Here is a 16,440-nt window from a genome sequence, read left to right as displayed (position 1 = left end):
CCCCCATCCGCTCGAAACGAAGGAAGGCACGTTCATCATGACCCGTCCCGCCACCACGCAACCCGCCGAGCGTGTGGTCTCCCGTGCGCGCCACCGCGTCGTCAGGAAGCCTCTCCAGACCCCCGGCTCCGACGTCATCGCGGTACTCCGCGCGGAGCTTCACGCCGTGTTCGAGCGCCTGGACGCCTACCTCGCGGACCAGCACCCGGCTACCCCGCCACCACCCAAGGCACCCACGGCGGTCGACCAGCCGGACCCATTCGAGGGTCTGCCCGCGCTGATCTCGGTGGGGAAGGCCGCTCAGATCCTCGGTCTGTCCCGCGCGACCGCCTACCGCCTGGCGGACACCGGCGAGCTACCCGTCCAGCGCATGGGCGGACGGGTCTACGTCGTCACCGCTCGACTCCGCGCCACCCTCGGTGGTGCCGCGTGAAGGGCAGCGTCTACAAGCGCACCAACGGGTGGGAGTTCCGCCACGACATCGACCCCGACCCGCTCACCGGCAAGCGCCGGACGACGTCGCGCGGCGGCTTCAAGACCAAGACCGAGGCCAGCCGCGCCATGCGCGACTCGATCACCCAGTTCGAGGAGGGCAAGCGCGTGGCGCCCTCACGGCGCACCGTGGAGGAGTTCACCGCCGAGTGGCTCGCCGCGGTGCGCCCGGCGGTAGCCAAGGGCACGTGGGCGAAGTACCGCAACTACCTCACGCTGTACGTCGTCCCGGTGATCGGCCCGACGCCCCTGCAGGATCTGACCGCCCGGCGCCTGGACCTGCTCTACGGCCACCTGCTCGACAAGGGCCGGCTGCGCCAACGCGGCGAGCAGGGGCAGGGCCTGGCGCCGGCCACGGTCGCCGTGGTCCACCAGACCCTGAGTCGCGCGTTGGGGGACGCGGTGAAGTGGGGCTATCTCCGCCGCAACCCAGCGGAAGACGCCCACCGGCCACGGGTCGGCCGGCGCGCCCCCACCGTGTGGGCCCCGGAGCAGGTGAGGGCCTTCCTCGACCACATCCGCGACGATCGGCTGTACGCGATGTACCTGCTGCTCGTCACGACCGGCGTCCGGCGCGGCACGTTGGCCGGTCTGCGTCGGGCGGATGTCGACCTGGAGCTGGCGACGGTCTCACCGATCACGACGCGGGTGGTCATCGATGGCAAGGCCGACGATGGCGAGCAGAAGACCGTGAACGCCTACCGGCCGCTGTCGCTGGACCCGCTCACCCTCGACGCGCTTCGGGCATACGTCGCGGTCTGGGAGGAGAACCGCGCGACGTTCGAGCACACGACCGACCGGCTGTTCTGCTGGCCCGACGGCACGGCGATCCATCCGGACACGATCACCGACTGGTTCCAGGGGCATGCGCGCGCAGTGGGCCTGCCGGTGATCCGCCTGCACGACGTCCGGCACAGCTACGCCACCGCCGCGCTGAAGTCCGGTGTGCACCCGAAGGTCGTCAGTGAGCGTCTGGGGCACGCGAGTGTGGCGTTCACGCTGTCGTTCTACAGCCACGTGATTCCCGGCATGGACAAGGACGCCGCCGACCAGATCGCGGGGGTGATCCTCGGCATGCCGAACCGGCCTGGCCCACAGGAGGAACCGGAACCGCCCGCCGTCGACGACGAGACGGGGGATGACGGGTCGCAGGTGGCCGGCGGGTAGGCCGTGTTCGCAGATCCGTTCGCACGGACCCCGGAGGAGGGCTGAAAATGCGAACGGCCACCCCGTGAGGGGTGGCCGTAACCGCTGTGCCGCAGCACAAACGGGGTGGTGGGCGATACTGGGATTGAACCAGTGACCTCTACCGTGTCAAGGTAGCGCTCTCCCACTGAGCTAATCGCCCGCGAAAGGATCAGAGGCGGAGGCGGGAATCGAACCCGCGTACAGGGCTTTGCAGGCCCTTGCCTAAACCACTCGGCCACTCCGCCGTGGGAGGCCGCTGGGGACGGACCTCAAGCCTCTCTGCTCCCGAGCGGACGACGGGATTCGAACCCGCGACCCTCACCTTGGCAAGGTGATGCTCTACCAACTGAGCCACGTCCGCGCTGCTCCGCGCTTCTCGGCGGTGCAGGTAGCACTCTAGCGGACGATCGGGCCAGACGTCGAACCGTCCGGCGGGCGTCGCTGAGATGTTGCGTTGGGTCAAGTTTCTCCGGATGAACACCGGCTTTCGCCCACGGCACGTCCATGCAGCCGGCGACCGTCGAGGGGCTGGTCCATGCCCTGGGCGGCGGGTCACCTCGGGCGGCGGTAGCGTGATCGGAATGAGCGAGACGAACGTGGCGGCTCGGGAGACGAGCCCTCTCGGGCGTGTGGCACCGTCACCCCCGTGGGATGCCTCCTCGTTCCTGCTCGCCGGCGGCCGGTTCGCGACCGAGGTCGTGGAGATCAGCGATGACGCCGCGGTGCTGGATCGAGATGGCTTCTGGGCGGTCGTCGTCGACTTCAAGGGGGCCGTCCGTTGCATCCGGTTCGCCGACGTGCGGCCGGCGCCTCCCGGTGGTGTCGCGGCGCTGCGGCGTGGCCCCTGGCTCGGACCGTCGCGAGCCGCATGGGCGACGACCATGAACCGGGCAGCCTACCTTGACGGGGTTGCGGCGATCCGTGAGCGTATCGCGGCGGGGGAGGTCTACCAGGTCAATCTCTGCCGATTGCTGTCGGCGCCCCTGTCGGCGCCCGCGGCGGAAGGCGCGGGGGGTCCCGGTGTCGGTGCTGCCGGTGTCGATCTCGGTGCCCTGGCGGCCGTCGTCGCCGCCGGCAATCCCGCGCCGTACGCGGTCGTCCTGGACGTGCCGGAGGCCGGGGTGCGCATCGTCGGCGCCTCCCCGGAGCTGTTCCTCTCCCGCCAGGGCGACGTCGTGAGCTCCAGGCCCATCAAGGGAACCGGTCGGACGGCGGCGGATCTGCGGGAGAAGGACGTCGCCGAGAACATCATGATTGTCGATCTTGTTCGCAACGATCTCGGGCGGGTTGCCCGCCCGGGAAGCGTGACGGTGCCTTCACTCTGCGCTGTGGAGAAACACCCCGGTCTCGTGCACCTCGTCTCGACCGTCCGGGCCCGGCTGCGGCCGGGAGTGGGCTGGCGGGACCTCCTGGCGGCGACCTGCCCGCCTGGTTCCGTCTCCGGTGCGCCGAAGTCGAGTGCGCTGCGGATCATCCGAGAACTGGAACCGGCCTCTCGGGGCTACTACTGCGGGGGGATCGGCTGGGTGGATGCCGACCGGAACGTGGGTTGGCTGTCTGTTGGTATTCGTACGTTCTGGATCGAGGACGACCGGATCTGGTTCGGTACGGGCGCTGGTATCACGTGGGGGAGTGATCCGGACTCGGAGTGGCGTGAGACCGAGCTGAAGGCCGACCGGCTGGTGGGGCTGGCGAGCCGATCGGACGATAAGCCGGGCACCGGCGGTGGGCCGGGGACAAAAGAACCCGCCTGGCGGCGCTAGGCCGGCCAGGCGGGCGGGTGCTCTGTGTGTGACTGGTCTGTGTGTGACCGGGTGGAAGCTACCTCGGATGCAGGTGGGGAAGGGCCTCCCCTGGTCGCAAAATGCCCGCACCGGCTTACCGGGATCGGGCAGCGGTCCCGACCCCGGTGAGATCACCGCTCGGGGCCGCCCCAGATGAGGAGGGCGAGTTCGGCGTCAAGATCGATGATGTCGCTCTCCCCGCCGAGGGGGACGGCTGAATACGTCCGCCGTAGGAAGGCCAGCACCTCGGACCGCGGCATCTCGAACAGTGCATGCCCGGACGGGCTGGACAGGGACAGGCAGACGATCCGTCCCCCGGACTGGGCGGCAGGCCACACCTGCACGTCGCCATCCCCGGCAGGTCGGCGCACACCGTCGCTGAGGAGCTGGCGTGCGAATGTCCACTCCACGACCTCGTCCGCACCGGTGCGGAAGCCGATGCTGATCGCGTACGGATCGGCCGGCTCGTACCGGACGGTGGCGGCGACCGGCACGGGCGCCCCGCCGGGAACGACAAGGCGGAGGGCGAGTTCTGCGGTGATTGAATCGTGACGAATAGTCATCGGGCGGCCTCTCATGGTGCGATGGTGCGGGCGAGCACCCGTGTAACGGGATAGTTCCCTCTCCGAGTCCCGTTGGAAACAAGATTATGCCAAGACAACATCCGTTACGGTAGTTCGGGCGAGTTGCCTGGCCCGGAAGGGTGAACCTGCTTCGAGTGATCATGGTTCGGTCGACTATCGGACGGATCTTCTACTTAAATCCTATAAATGATTACTGTCCGTAGCGTCCGAGCGTCCCCGGGCGCCAGGTCATCCCGCCAAGGCCGTTCCCCCTTGAGTCTTCCCCATCGGGACCCTTCCCAACCACGGCCAGTCGCGGCGAACCTGGTCCAGTCCGGCCACCGGACAGGACGGTGGACATTGCCCCATCCGTCCGTCGACGCCCCATCCGTCCGTCGACCCCCCCGCTGCCGACCCCTTCGTCGGCCCGTATCCCCGGCGTGTAGGGTGGTCCCACCAGCAAGGGCGTATAGCTCAGTGGTAGAGCGCTGCCTTCACACGGCAGAGGTCCGTGGTTCGAAACCACGTACGCCCACGCGATTGGGCTTGCCATGCTCCGCTCCCGGGTCGGGAGCTTGTTGTGCTCCCATGAGATGTCTGTCCAGTGGATGATCTTCGCGCCCCTCGCGATGCGGCGTTTTTCCTGGTCCGGGCGGGTTTGTCGGTGTCTGGGAGGGGCTACCCCAAACGGGTGGTGCAGCTCGGCGGTGTCCTCTCCCGCCGGCGGGACTCGGCACGTTTCCCCCGGTAGCAGGCCGTCTCGGTCCCGTCCGAGGCCTGCCCGGGTGTGCCCCCGGCCCTCGCGGCGTGCTGTGGCTCGAAGGGTGGTCGGAGCTGTCCGCTGCCGGTGGGGCGCCTGCCTCAGGGAGTGGTGCGAAATATCCCCGATTGGCCGGTTTCTGGGTGTCTGGGCCGCGACGTCGTGGGCTGGCGACGAATCGACATCTACCCCCACTTTGGTGGGGACATCGCCGATGGAGGCGGATCCCGGAGGGGGTCCCGGCCGATGCTCCAGCCCGGGCGACAGTGTGGGCGACGAGCGCGTCGATACCTCGACCCGGGGTCGGCTCCGAGCCTCGTTCTTCACGGAAAGTGACATCCAAGCCCGCGTCGCGGTGCCCCCGGGTGCATCGCGCGAGCCGCCGCCGCGATGCATCGCGGCCCTTGGGGGCGGGACTGCCCATCTTTCGGGCGCATGCTGTTGATTCGTGGTGCCCGTGGAGTTCCGCGCGCTGGGGATGGTCGACGCCGTGCGTCGCCGTGGAACGATTCCGGTGGTCGTTGATATACCGGTTGGCCCATGGTTGATCGGCATCGTTGTGCGTCCCGCCCCTTTCCGCAGGTCACTGGTTTGCGAGCTGGGTCCACGCCGGGTCCGATTAGCGTTTTCCCCCATGAAGGTGCCGCTGACGCTGTACAGATCGGCTTAACGTCCGCTAAGCTGGCCGGGCAGGGCGTAACGGGCTCGGGCTGTCGCAAGGTTGTCGCGATGGCTTCTCGCGGGGTTGCGCCGGGAGGGCTCCTCTCGGTCGCGGACCCCTCGTGCGCATCATCCGCGCGTCAGATCCAGGGCGCCGTGGTTCGAAACCGATTACGTCACTCGAGGGAGACTGGCGGCGACCCCCCCACGCCGTCAGTCTCCCTCTTCATGCGCCGGACCGCACCCGCACGCGAGCCTCCTCGCCTACCGGGGGCGTCTCTCGTCGCTCAGATCCTGATAAATTGACGAGATGATATTGCTCCCCCCTGGGGAGCTCGTCCCGGGGAGGCAGCGCCCTTGCTGACGGCCGAGCAGGTTCCGGTATCCATGGCCCGCTCGATGGGCGCTGCCTGCATGTTCACTCGGCTCGGCCGGGGCGGTGCCGTGGCGGTCGCCCCGTGACGGCCGAGCTCTCACCCGAGGGGGTTCCCCTGGAGGAGCAGGCGGGGGTCGGCGGTCCGGATGCTTTCCAGCGGCTCTACACCCCGCATCGCATGGCTTATATCAGGAGTGAGGGCCGCTCCCGTGACGATGAATGCCCATTCTGCTCCATTGTCGGGATGTCCGACGAGGACGGCCTCGTGGTTGCCCGGGGTAAAAGCGTCTACGCGGTCCTCAACCTGTACCCCTACAATGCCGGGCACCTTCTCGTCGTGCCCTATCGCCACGTCGCGGACTACGCCGACATGGACCCCGAAGAGATCGTCGAGATGGCATTCTTCGTTCAGCACGCGCTCCGTGCGCTGCGGGCCGCCAGCGGGGCCCACGGGTTCAACACCGGCATGAACCTGGGGGATGTCGCCGGCGCCGGGATCGCCTCGCACGTGCATCAGCACGTGGTGCCGCGGTGGGGCGGTGACACGAACTTCATGCCCGTGGTGGGCGCGACCAGGGTGCTGCCCGCCCTGCTCGGGCAGACCAGGCAGATGCTCGCCCAGGCCTGGGCGCAGACCGCGTCCGACGAGCAGGGCGGGTAGCACCGGGCCCGGTGGAGGCCGCAGCCGGGTCGGGGCACCACCGTCGGGGCTGCCCGCCGCACCGGGTCCCGCCCGGCGTCCTGCCCGGTGCGGCGGGTGTGCGGTCGCGGATGTCTCCCGTCGGCGATCCTTCCTGAACTGGGCCGAAGGTTGCCGATTGTTCGCCTTTACTACTTTATGTATGATTCCTGCTTTATGCCGTTTTTTCGCTTCACGCCGACAGGGCATCCCCAAGCTGTGGTGGCATCGGCTCGTAGCCGCGATGGTTCCGCGTGAAGCTACCCGTGCCGTGGCTCAAGGACCGTAGTTCAATCGCATATCGGATCATTTCGCTCGCAGGGACCTCTGCGTGAATGACCGCCCGGGGGGTGGCCCCGGGCCTGCCAGGGACGGGTTCCATCCCGACGACCCGTCCTCGGCGAGTGGACAGGTCGCCCATCACGGCCCCGACGTACTCGTCGGGTACCAGGACGTCAACGGCCAGGATCGGCTCGAGCACGACGACGCCGGCGGCCCGGGCCGCGTCCTTGAGCGCCAGTGCGCCGGCGATCTGAAAGGCCATGTCCGAGGAGTCGACGCTGTGCGCCTTGCCGTCAACGAGGCGGACCCGTAGATCAACCATGGGATGGCCGGTGCGGACGCCCTGCGCCATCTGCGCCCGGACGCCCTTCTCCACCGACGGGATGAAGGCCCGGGGAACCGCGCCGCCGACCACCTCATCGACGAACTCGAAGCCCCCACCCGCCGGGAGTGGTTCGACCTCGATCTGGCATACCGCGAACTGACCGTGCCCACCGGACTGCTTGACCTGACGGCCGAGTCCGCGTGCCGGGGCACGCAGTGTCTCCCGCAGCGGGATCCGGGGCGCGATCCGGTCCACCGCGGCGCCGTAGCGCTGGGCGAGCCGTTCCAGGACCGCGTCGCTGTGGGCCTCGCCCATGCACCACAGGACGAGTTGGGCGGTCTCGGGGTTCTGCTCGATCCGTAGCGTCGGGTCCTCCACGGCCAGCCGGCCGAGTGCGGTCGACAGCCTGTCCTCGTCCGCGCGGCTTCGGGCACTGATCGCGACGGGGAGCTGCGGTTCGGGCATCGACCATGCGGGCAGGTGGCGCGGGTCGTCGCGATCGGAGAGGGTGTCGCCGGTCTCGGCGGTGCTGAGCTTCGTCACCACGCAGATGCCGCCGGCCGGGCACTCGCCCACCGTGTGCAGAACCGAGCCGTACGGCCGGGAGAGCGCCCCGACCTGCTCGTCGTCGTCGTGGTCGGCGTGCCTGGCCGTGGCTCTGCCGTGCCCGCTGCCGTGCCCGCTGACGTGCACCGCATCGTCGGGATGCAGCGTGCCGGAGAACACCCGAACCACCGACATCCGGCCCACGTAAGGGTCCGTGGTCGTCTTCACGACCTCGGCCACGAGCGGCCCGGCCGGATCGCCGTGGCTCTGCTCGCAGGGGGAGCCGTCAGGGCGGCTCACCGGCGGCAGGAGATGCTCCCGCGGCGAGGGGAACCCCTGCACGAACAGGTCCAGCAGTTCGACGGAGCCGAAACCGCCGGCCCGCCCGCCGCCCCGATCGCTCCCTGCACCGGCGCCCGGACCCGAGGTCGAACCCGGAAGCAGACCGGCCGGCAACACCGGGAAGAACGTCCCGCGGGCGACCGCGGTCTCCAGATCGCCGAGCAGGAGCTTGGTGTCGGGCTCATCACCGGACAGGTACCGGTCGAGGAGGGCCTCGTCCTCGCTCTCAGCGATGATCCCCTCGACCAGGGCGGCGTGGGCGGAGGCGTACCGGCCGGTGAGGTCGGCCGGGGTCGCGAGTTCCCGGCAGCCGCCGTCCGGGTACTCCCGCACCCGCCCGGACAGCAGATCCACCAGCCGCATCGAGGCGCCGGCCTCCCGCTCGGGCAGGTAGGCCGGCAGTACGCCGGTCCCGAAGGCCCGTTGGCAGCCCTCGACGGCCGCCGCGAAATCGGCCCGGGGATGGTCGAGATGGGTGAGCACGATCGCGCGGGGCATGCCGACCCCGGCGCACTCCGCCCACACCATGCCGGTCGCGCCATCCACCCCGTCGATCGCGCTGACGACGAACAGAGCGGCGTCGGCGGCCCGCAGGCCCGCCCGCAGCTCGCCCACGAAGTCGGGATAGCCCGGGGTGTCCAGAAGATTGATCGTGAGACCGCGATGACTGACCGAACACAGGGTGAGGCTGACCGACCGTGCCGGGCGACGCTCGGGATCGGCATGGCCGACGTAGCTGGTCTGGGTAGTCTGACGGTCGCCGTTCTGGCGGTCCGGCGGCCCGGCGGTGGCGAGCAGACGGTCCACCAGAGCCGTCTTGCCCGCGCCGGTGTGGCCTACCAGGACGACGTTGCGCACATCGCACGAGGCTGATGACATCCTCGCCTCCTTGACTGGGAGGTAACGGCCTGTTCGGTAACGGCAGAGTCCTCCCCTGTTACCTGGGACACAAGCCCGAGGGCGGCCGTGGTCGGGAATGCGCGGATCGTGGCGGCTGTACTGTGAAGACCGCCCGAAGTCGGGCGCACGCGGGACGACCACGCGGGACGACGGGACGGACATGCTCGCTAGCAAGGCACGACCGCAGATCCAGAAGTTGCTCGACCCGGTGAGCCAGTGGGCCGCCCGGTCGTCGGTGTCGCCGGATGTCGTGACGATCATCGGCATGGTCGGGGTCGCGGGCGGGGCTCTGGGGTTCTTCACCCGCGGGGTGTTCTTCCTCGGCACCGTGGTGATCACGCTGTTCGTCTTCTCGGACCTGCTCGACGGGGTCATCGCCCGCGCCCGCGGTATCTCCTCCAAGTGGGGGGCCTTTCTCGACTCCACGTCCGACCGGGTCGGCGACGGCGCGATCTTCGGATCGCTCGTCCTCTGGTACGCCGGCGACGGCGATTCCCTGCCGTTGGCGGGTGCGGCCCTGATCTGCCTGGTCGCCGGGTCGATCACCTCGTACGTCAAGGCCCGCGCCGAGGGACTCGGCTTCACCTGTGACGTGGGGTTCGCCGAACGGGGCGAGCGGTTGCTGATCCTGCTGGTCGCCGCCGGGCTGTACGGCCTCGGGGTGCCCTACCTCCTGCCCGCGGCGCTGTGGTTCCTCGTCGGTGCCACCACGCTGACGGTCGTCCAGCGGGTCGTCCACGTCTACCGGCAGTGGTACCGCGCGGGGGACCCTCCCTCCCCGTTGACGTCAAGGGCGGCCCCGACCACCGCGTCCCGGAGCACGGCTGCGTCCCGGACCGCGGCCACCTTCGGCCCCGGCCGCAACGGCCGCTGAGCGGTCATCGAGACGACCCGACGAAGAGCCGAGCGTTGACGACGGGCGGGCGGGCGACGGCAGCCGGGCGGGCGGCGGCAGCCGGGCGGTTCACCGACCTCGCCTACGCGCTGGGCTGGCGCGGCGTCCGGCTGCTCCCGCAGCCCGTGGCCGCCGCGGCGTTCCGGTTCGGCGCCGACCTGGCCTACCGCCGCGACGGGCGGGGGGTGCGCCGGCTGCGGTCGAATCTTGCCCGGGTGGCGCCGCCGGGAACCGATCTGGACCGGTTGACCCGGGCGGCGATGCGCTCCTACGCGCGGTACTGGCTGGAGGTGTTCCGCTTCCGGGAGATCGGTCTGGACCGTGTCGTCGGCCGGCTGCGGCTGCTGGACCAGTATCGGTTGTGGGATGCGCACGCCCGCGGGAAAGGGACCATCGTGGCGCTGCCGCACATGGGCAACTGGGAGCAGGCGGGCGCCTGGCTGGTGGCGAATGGCGTGCCGTTCACGACCGTCGCCGAACGCCTGCGGCCGGAGGCGCTCTTCGAGCGGTTCTTGGCCTTCCGCTCGGAACTCGGCATGGAGGTCGTCCCGCTGACCGGCGGGCAGGCTCCTCCGTTCGACCTGCTCACCGAGCGCCTGCTGGCCGGGGGGATGCTCTGCCTGCTCGCGGACCGGGATCTCTCCCGCGGCGGGATCCCGGTGAGGTTCTTCGGCGCCACGGTCACCATGCCCGGCGGGCCCGCGGCGCTCGCGTTGCGCACCGGAGCGGCGCTGCTGCCCGCCACGCTCTGGTTCGACCATGACGGGTGGAGCGGGCGGATCCATCCCGCCGTCGAGCCGAGCGACATCCCGACGATGACGCAGGGACTCGCGGACGCCTTCGCCGCCGGCGTTGCCGCGCACCCCGCGGACTGGCACATGCTCCAGCGGATCTGGCGCGACGACGGATGACGCCGCCGTGAAGATCGGTCTGGCCTGCCCCTACGCCTGGGACGTACCGGGTGGGGTCCAGGCGCACGTGCGTGACCTCGCCGAGACCCTGATCGCCGCCGGTCACGAGGTGTCCGTCATCACCCCGGTGGACGACGAACGGACCCTGCCGCCCTACGCGGTGGACGCGGGTCGGGCGTTACCGCTGCCCTACAACGGCTCCGTCGCCCGGCTCCTGATGGGCCCGGTCTCGGCCGCCCGGGTCCGCCGTTGGCTGCGTGAGCACGACTTCGATGTCCTGCACGCCCACGAACCGACCGCGCCCAGCGTCAGCCTCCTGGCCTGCATGCTGGCCGACGGACCGATCGTCGCCACCTTCCACACCGCCAACCCCCGGTCGCGGTTCCTCACCGCGGCCCAGGGCGCGCTGCAGCCGTCGTTCGAGAAGCTGCGGGCTCGGATCGCGGTCTCCGAGGCGGCCCGGCGCACCCTCGTCGAGCATCTGGGCGCCGACGCCATCCTGATCCCGAACGGGGTGGCGGTGCAGAACTTCGCCGGCGCCCGGCCCCTGCCCGACTACGACGACGGGCGGCCCACCGTCGTGTTCCTCGGGCGCATCGACGAGCCGCGCAAGGGCCTTGACGTGCTGCTCGCAGCCCTGCCGGCGCTCGCCGCCGAGATCAACGGTGTCCGGCTGCTGGTGGCGGGGCCCGGTGACGGGGCGGCGGTGCGGGCCCGGCTGGAGCCCACCCTGCGCTCGCGGGTCGACCTCGTCGGCATGGTCTCCGACGCTGACAAGCCCCGGGTCTTCGCCTCCGGGCAGGTCTACTGCGCCCCGAACACCGGTCAGGAGAGCTTCGGGATCGTGCTGCTCGAGGCGATGGCGACCGGGACCCCGGTGGTGGCCAGCGACATCGACGCCTTCCGCCGGGTCCTCGATGACGGGCGCGCCGGCAGGCTGTTCGATGTCGGCGATCCCGCGCGGCTGGCCGCGACCCTGGCCCAGGTGCTGCGTGATCCCGCCGGCGCCGCGCGGCTGGTGGAACGCGGTCGCGCCGTCGTCGCCGCCTACGACTGGCGGGCCATCGCCGAGCGGATCGTCGGGGTGTACCAGATGGTCTCCGGGGACATGCGGGTGTCGGTCGCGACGGCGACGCGGTTGCCGGTCCGGGGCGACGCGAGGAGTGGGGACTGACCTGCCCCGGTAACTGACCTGCCCCGGTACCAGAGCCACGTCACATTCGGCCGTTGGTTACGCTGCGCGGGATGACCGTCGTCGTGGTGGTGGTCGCCCTGGTGGTGGCGATCGCGACCTATCTGACCTGGCTGGCCACTCGGCTCGACCGACTCGCGGCCCGGGTCGCGGACGCCCGCGGTGGGCTGGTGGCGCACCTGGTCGCCCGCGCCGACGCCGCGCGCGAGCTGGCCCTGCGGTGTGAGCTGGCCGAGCTGGGCGAGAGCGTGGCCCGGGCCCGAACGGCCTATCCGGACCTGCTCGCCGGGGGGGCGTTGGACGCCGCGGTCGAGCAGAGCGAGAATGCCCTGAGCCGGGCGTTACGGTCCGCCGAGGTCGCCGCGGCCGGCCAGCACCACCCCGCCGAGCTGCATGCGGTCGACTCCTGCGCGGCCCGGGTCGCGCTCGCCCGGCAGTTCCACAACGACGCGGTCCGCGACCTGCGGGCACTTGCCGGCCGACGCGTGGTGCGGATGGCGCACCTGGCCGGCCGCCGGCCGCCGGCCGGCTACTTCGAGATCGACGACGCCCTGCCGATCCGTGGCGAGGGCGTCCCTCACGACGACCTGCCGGGGCTGGCCTCCTGACGGCCCGGCCGGTCGCGAGATCGCCGTACCATGGAAAACCGACCCACCCGTACGGGAACCATCCGGTGGGGTAGCCGACATGCAGGTGCCAGACATGCCGGTACCCCGCGGCCCTGGCGACCCGACCCAGTGAAAAGAGACGGCACATCATGTCCGAGGGCCAGACTGCCCCCGCCGCCGGCCCGGCGACCGACTCCGCCCGGCATGCCGGTACCGCCCGCGTCAAGCGCGGCATGGCGGAGATGCTCAAGGGCGGTGTGATCATGGATGTGGTCACCGCCGAGCAGGCCCGCATCGCCGAGGACGCCGGCGCCGTCGCGGTGATGGCGCTGGAGCGGGTTCCCGCCGACATCCGGGCGCAGGGTGGGGTGGCGCGGATGAGTGATCCCGACATGATCTCGGAGATCATCGAGGCGGTCTCCATCCCGGTCATGGCCAAGGCCCGGATCGGGCATTTCGTCGAGGCACAGGTGCTGCAGGCGCTCGGGGTGGACTACGTCGACGAGTCCGAGGTTCTCACGCCTGCCGACCCGCACCACCACATCGACAAGTGGCGCTTCACGGTGCCGTTCGTCTGCGGAGCCACCAACCTGGGGGAGGCGCTGCGCCGGATCGCCGAGGGCGCGGCGATGATCCGTTCCAAGGGTGAGGCGGGCACCGGCGAGGTGTCCAACGCCGTGGTGCACATGCGTACCATCCGGGCGGAGATCGCCCGGCTGTCGGGGCTGCCCGCCGAGGAGCTCTACGCGGCGGCCAAGGAGCTGCGCGCCCCGGTCGAGCTGGTCGCCGAGGTGGCCCGGCTCGGTCGGCTGCCCGTCGTGCTGTTCACCGCCGGCGGTATCGCCACCCCGGCGGACGCGGCGCTGATGATGCAGCTCGGCGCGGACGGGGTGTTCGTCGGGTCCGGGATCTTCAAGTCCGGGGACCCGGCGCGCCGCGCTCGGTCCATCGTCGAGGCGACCACCATGTTCAAGGACCCCGACGTTCTGGTGAAGGTCTCCCGGGGCCTCGGCGAGGCGATGGTGGGCATCAACGTCACCGAGCTTCCCCCGGAAGCCCGCTACGCCGACCGCGGCTGGTGAGTGGCCCGCGGATCGGCATCCTCGCGTTGCAGGGGGATGTGCGCGAGCACGCCCGGGCGCTCACCGAGGCCGGCGCGCGGCCGGTGGCGGTGCGCCACGCGGTGGAGCTCGCCGAGGTCGACGGGCTCGTCCTGCCCGGAGGTGAATCCACCACGATCGGCCGGTTGCTGCGCGTGTTCGAGCTGTTGGAGCCGTTGCGGGCGGCGGTGGCCGCGGGGTTGCCCGTGTTCGGTTCATGTGCTGGCATGATCCTGCTTGCGCGGGACGTCGTGGGCGGTCGGCCGGATCAACCACTGATCGGCGGGCTGGACATCGTCGTCCGGCGTAACGCCTTCGGCCGGCAGGTGGACTCGTTCGAGGCACACCTCGAGGTCGTCGGGGTGACGGGGCCACCTGTGCACGCGGTCTTCATCCGGGCACCATGGGTAGAAAAGGCAGGAGACGCGGTCGAGGTCCTGGCCCGTGTCGCCGAGGCGCCGGTGACGGTCCGCCAAGGACCGCTGCTGGCCACCGCGTTCCATCCGGAGCTGACCGGTGATGCCCGGGTGCACCGGCTATTCGTCGACAGCGTCCGATCGTCCGGGTCCGGTCGATGATCGGGCGCAAGAGAGGCAGGTCATGAGCGGCCACTCCAAGTGGGCGACCACCAAGCACAAGAAGGCGGTCATCGATGCCCGCCGGGGCAAGCTGTTCGCCAAACTGATCAAGACGGTCGAGGTGGCGGCCAAGACGGGCGGCGGAGACCCCGCGGGCAACCCGACGCTCGCCGACGCCATCGCCAAGGCGAAGTCGCAGTCCGTGCCGAACGACAACATCGAACGGGCCGTCAAGCGGGGTTCCGGCGAGCTCGCCGGTGGGGTGAACTACGAGGACATCACCTATGAGGCGTACGGCCCGGGCGGGGTGGCGATCCTCGTGGAGTGCCTGACCGACAACCGTAACCGGGCGGCGTCGGATGTCCGGGTGGCGATCACCCGTAACGGCGGCACGGTGGCCGACCCGGGGTCGGTGTCGTACCTGTTCAACCGCAAGGGTGTCGTGCTTATCGAGAAGACCGCCGGCCTCACCGAGGACGACGTACTGCTCGCAGTGCTCGACGCCGGCGCGGAGGAGGTCAACGACGTCGGGGAGGCCTTCGAGGTGGTCTCCGAGGCGACCGATCTGCACGCCGTGCGGGTGGCCGCCACCGATGCCGGCCTGGCGGTCACCTCCGCGGACATCTCCTGGCTGCCGAGTGTGAGCGTGTCGCTGGAGGCCGAACCCGCCGCCAAGGTCCTCAAGCTCATCGAGGCGGTCGAGGATCTCGATGACGTCCAGAACGTCTGGTTCAATGCCGACATCTCCGATGACGTGATGGAGCTCGTCGGCAGCTGATCGTCCTCTCGGGCGATCCGTTGGGCGTGTCGTGGATGTCCGGTTGTGTCGCCGCCCCTAGAATCGAACGAATGTTCTTGTGAACGTGCGGTCGGGAGGGTGGATGCGGGTGCTGGGGGTCGATCCGGGGCTGACCCGGTGTGGCCTGGGGGTCGTCGACGGTGGCCTCGGCATCCGGGCCCGCCTGGTCGAGGTGGGGGTGGTGCGCACCCCCGCCACCGCCGAGGTCGCCGAACGGTTGTGCGCCGTGTCCGATGGCATCGACGCCTGGCTCGATCGCACCCGCCCGCAGGCGGTCGCGGTCGAGAAGGTCTTCAGTCAGGCGAACATGCGTACCGTGATGGGTACCGCGCAGGCCGGGGCGGTCGCCATCGTGCTGGCCGCCCGGCGGGGCCTGCCGGTGGGTCTCTACACGCCCAGTGAGGTGAAGGCCGCGGTGACCGGCAGCGGCCGGGCGGACAAAGCGCAGGTCAGTTTTATGATCACCAGATTGCTCGGGCTGACCGAGGCGCCACGCCCGGCCGACGCGGCGGACGCCCTCGCGTTGGCGCTCTGCCACCTGTGGCGCGGGCCGGCGCTGGCCCGGTTCCGTTCCGCCGCGCCGGGCGGACCCACCCGATGATCGCGTCGTTGGCCGGCACGGTCACCGCGCTGACCCCGCTGTCCGCCGTCATCGAGGTCGGCGGGGTGGGCCTGCTCGTCCACTGCTCGCCGTCGACGCTGTCGCGGCTACGGGTGGGGGAGTCCGCCTCCCTCGCCACCACCCTGATCGTGCGCGAGACCGAGCTGACCCTCTACGGCTTCGCCGATGCCGATGCGCGCGACGTCTTCGAGATCCTGCAGAGCGCGGCCGGAGTCGGGCCCAAGATCGCCCAGGCCGTGCTCGGGGTGCACGATCCCGACACGGTGCGCCGCGCCGTCGCCGAGGAGGATCTCGCGGTGCTGACGAAGGTCCCCGGTATCGGGCGCAAGGGCGCGCAGCGCATCGTCCTGGACCTGCGGGACCGGCTCGGTCCGCCGGGTGACGGTGCGCCGCTGCCCGGCCCGCGCCCGACGCCGGGACCGGAACCGATGCCGGCCGATGCCGTCGGGGTCGCGGCGACCGTGCGGGAGGCGCTGGTGGGCCTGGGCTACTCGGGTCGTGAGGCCGACGACGCCGTGTCCCGGGCGCTCGTGGTCCTGGCCGCGCCCGCGGGCGAGGGCGAGGGCGCCGCAGCCGGTGGCGAGCAGGCCGCCCCGGGGAAGGGAGACGTCCCGGGAAAGGAAGGCGCCCCGGGTTCCCGGGCCGGGGCCGACTCGGGAACCGGCGGCGCTCCGCCCGACACCGCGACCCTGCTGCGCGCAAGTCTTGCCGTGCTACGCAGGTGAGGGCCGTTATGACGCCGCCATGCGGCGCGCGACCGCGTCGGGCGGTGGTCAGCCGGGGGCGGCGTCATAACGGCCCTCACCTGCGTAGCACGGCAAGACTTGCGCGCAGCAGG

Annotated in this window: 15 protein-coding genes and 4 tRNA genes; 14 read left to right on the top strand and 5 right to left on the bottom strand. The window is 70.7% G+C overall.

Annotated elements, in window-relative coordinates:
• The coding region (locus tag AC08OO_RS17550; protein ID WP_476618766.1) for a helix-turn-helix domain-containing protein at positions 1 to 433 on the top strand (433 nt) is incomplete at its 5' end.
• On the top strand, positions 430 to 1,659 hold the full coding sequence (locus AC08OO_RS17545) for a site-specific integrase (protein WP_476618765.1): 1,230 nt from the start codon (positions 430 to 432) through the stop codon (positions 1,657 to 1,659). The genes AC08OO_RS17550 and AC08OO_RS17545, both read left to right, overlap by 4 nt.
• A 106-nt stretch (positions 1,660 to 1,765) precedes the next feature.
• Here the strand turns inward: AC08OO_RS17545 and AC08OO_RS17540 are convergent.
• The 3 genes from AC08OO_RS17540 to AC08OO_RS17530 form a co-directional block, all read right to left on the bottom strand.
• Positions 1,766 to 1,840: transfer RNA gene (locus AC08OO_RS17540), tRNA-Val, on the bottom strand.
• Between the two features lie 13 nt (positions 1,841 to 1,853).
• Positions 1,854 to 1,925 (bottom strand) — tRNA-Cys (locus tag AC08OO_RS17535).
• 43 nt (positions 1,926 to 1,968) lie between these two features.
• A tRNA-Gly gene (locus tag AC08OO_RS17530) sits at positions 1,969 to 2,041 on the bottom strand.
• Between the two features lie 220 nt (positions 2,042 to 2,261).
• Between AC08OO_RS17530 and AC08OO_RS17525 the strand changes: the two genes are divergently transcribed.
• Entirely contained in the window at positions 2,262 to 3,443 is a 1,182-nt protein-coding gene (locus AC08OO_RS17525; protein WP_476610703.1) for a chorismate-binding protein, read from the top strand.
• Between the two features lie 152 nt (positions 3,444 to 3,595).
• Here AC08OO_RS17525 and AC08OO_RS17520 read toward each other — a convergent pair whose 3' ends face one another.
• A complete protein-coding gene (locus AC08OO_RS17520; RefSeq protein ID WP_009739629.1) occupies positions 3,596 to 4,027 on the bottom strand; it encodes an SsgA family sporulation/cell division regulator in 432 nt (143 codons plus the stop codon).
• 463 nt (positions 4,028 to 4,490) lie between these two features.
• Between AC08OO_RS17520 and AC08OO_RS17515 the strand changes: the two genes are divergently transcribed.
• A tRNA-Val gene (locus AC08OO_RS17515) sits at positions 4,491 to 4,562 on the top strand.
• Positions 4,563 to 5,905: 1,343 nt separating this feature from the next.
• Entirely contained in the window at positions 5,906 to 6,484 is a 579-nt protein-coding gene (locus AC08OO_RS17510) for an HIT family protein (RefSeq protein ID WP_476610702.1), read from the top strand.
• 211 nt (positions 6,485 to 6,695) lie between these two features.
• Here the strand turns inward: AC08OO_RS17510 and AC08OO_RS17505 are convergent, their stop codons facing one another.
• Positions 6,696 to 8,876: an elongation factor G-like protein EF-G2 gene (locus tag AC08OO_RS17505; protein ID WP_476610701.1), complete on the bottom strand. Its 2,181-nt coding sequence runs from the start codon at positions 8,874 to 8,876 to the stop codon at positions 6,696 to 6,698.
• A gap of 181 nt (positions 8,877 to 9,057) precedes the next feature.
• Here AC08OO_RS17505 and pgsA point away from each other — a divergent pair, with 181 nt between their 5' ends.
• The 9 genes from pgsA (at position 9,058) to ruvA (ending at position 16,327) form a co-directional block, all read left to right on the top strand.
• Positions 9,058 to 9,771: a phosphatidylinositol phosphate synthase gene (pgsA, locus tag AC08OO_RS17500; RefSeq protein ID WP_476610700.1), complete on the top strand. Its 714-nt coding sequence runs from the start codon at positions 9,058 to 9,060 to the stop codon at positions 9,769 to 9,771.
• Positions 9,772 to 9,806: 35 nt separating this feature from the next.
• Positions 9,807 to 10,703, top strand: a complete 897-nt coding sequence (locus tag AC08OO_RS17495; protein ID WP_476610699.1) for a phosphatidylinositol mannoside acyltransferase — start codon at positions 9,807 to 9,809, stop codon at positions 10,701 to 10,703.
• 7 nt (positions 10,704 to 10,710) lie between these two features.
• The gene (locus AC08OO_RS17490; RefSeq protein WP_476610698.1) at positions 10,711 to 11,877 is read left to right on the top strand and encodes a glycosyltransferase family 4 protein; all 1,167 of its coding nucleotides are present in this window, start codon (positions 10,711 to 10,713) and stop codon (positions 11,875 to 11,877) included.
• Between the two features lie 71 nt (positions 11,878 to 11,948).
• Positions 11,949 to 12,503: a LemA family protein gene (locus tag AC08OO_RS17485; RefSeq protein WP_476606165.1), complete on the top strand. Its 555-nt coding sequence runs from the start codon at positions 11,949 to 11,951 to the stop codon at positions 12,501 to 12,503.
• Positions 12,504 to 12,652: 149 nt separating this feature from the next.
• Entirely contained in the window at positions 12,653 to 13,585 is a 933-nt protein-coding gene (pdxS, locus tag AC08OO_RS17480) for a pyridoxal 5'-phosphate synthase lyase subunit PdxS (RefSeq protein ID WP_476610697.1), read from the top strand.
• On the top strand, positions 13,582 to 14,181 hold the full coding sequence (pdxT, locus tag AC08OO_RS17475; protein ID WP_476610696.1) for a pyridoxal 5'-phosphate synthase glutaminase subunit PdxT: 600 nt from the start codon (positions 13,582 to 13,584) through the stop codon (positions 14,179 to 14,181). The genes pdxS and pdxT overlap by 4 nt, the downstream gene beginning before the upstream one ends.
• 22 nt (positions 14,182 to 14,203) lie before the next feature.
• Complete coding sequence (locus AC08OO_RS17470; RefSeq protein WP_011435810.1) at positions 14,204 to 14,959, top strand: YebC/PmpR family DNA-binding transcriptional regulator; 756 nt, start codon at positions 14,204 to 14,206, stop codon at positions 14,957 to 14,959.
• A gap of 103 nt (positions 14,960 to 15,062) precedes the next feature.
• A complete protein-coding gene (gene ruvC, locus AC08OO_RS17465; protein ID WP_476610695.1) occupies positions 15,063 to 15,581 on the top strand; it encodes a crossover junction endodeoxyribonuclease RuvC in 519 nt (172 codons plus the stop codon).
• Positions 15,578 to 16,327 (top strand): Holliday junction branch migration protein RuvA, encoded by a 750-nt coding sequence (ruvA, locus tag AC08OO_RS17460; RefSeq protein WP_476610694.1) that lies wholly within the window; start codon positions 15,578 to 15,580, stop codon positions 16,325 to 16,327. Before ruvC ends, ruvA begins: the two co-directional genes overlap by 4 nt.
• Positions 16,328 to 16,440 lie beyond the last annotated feature (113 nt).

The sequence above is a fragment of the Frankia sp. CeCAU1 genome, assembly GCF_977971845.1.
Note: the sequence above shows the minus strand (reverse complement) of the source record. Positions and strands in the feature narration are given on the sequence as shown.

Coding starts and splice junctions, on each gene's coding strand:
- pgsA (WP_476610700.1), top strand. CDS start 9,058: ATGCTCGCTAGCAAGGCACGACCGCAGATCCAGAAGTTGCTCGACCCG.
- ruvC (WP_476610695.1), top strand. CDS start 15,063: ATGCGGGTGCTGGGGGTCGATCCGGGGCTGACCCGGTGTGGCCTGGGG.
- pdxS (WP_476610697.1), top strand. CDS start 12,653: ATGTCCGAGGGCCAGACTGCCCCCGCCGCCGGCCCGGCGACCGACTCC.
- AC08OO_RS17505 (WP_476610701.1), bottom strand. CDS start 8,876: ATGTCATCAGCCTCGTGCGATGTGCGCAACGTCGTCCTGGTAGGCCAC.
- AC08OO_RS17485 (WP_476606165.1), top strand. CDS start 11,949: ATGACCGTCGTCGTGGTGGTGGTCGCCCTGGTGGTGGCGATCGCGACC.
- AC08OO_RS17520 (WP_009739629.1), bottom strand. CDS start 4,027: ATGACTATTCGTCACGATTCAATCACCGCAGAACTCGCCCTCCGCCTT.
- ruvA (WP_476610694.1), top strand. CDS start 15,578: ATGATCGCGTCGTTGGCCGGCACGGTCACCGCGCTGACCCCGCTGTCC.
- AC08OO_RS17470 (WP_011435810.1), top strand. CDS start 14,204: ATGAGCGGCCACTCCAAGTGGGCGACCACCAAGCACAAGAAGGCGGTC.
- AC08OO_RS17525 (WP_476610703.1), top strand. CDS start 2,262: ATGAGCGAGACGAACGTGGCGGCTCGGGAGACGAGCCCTCTCGGGCGT.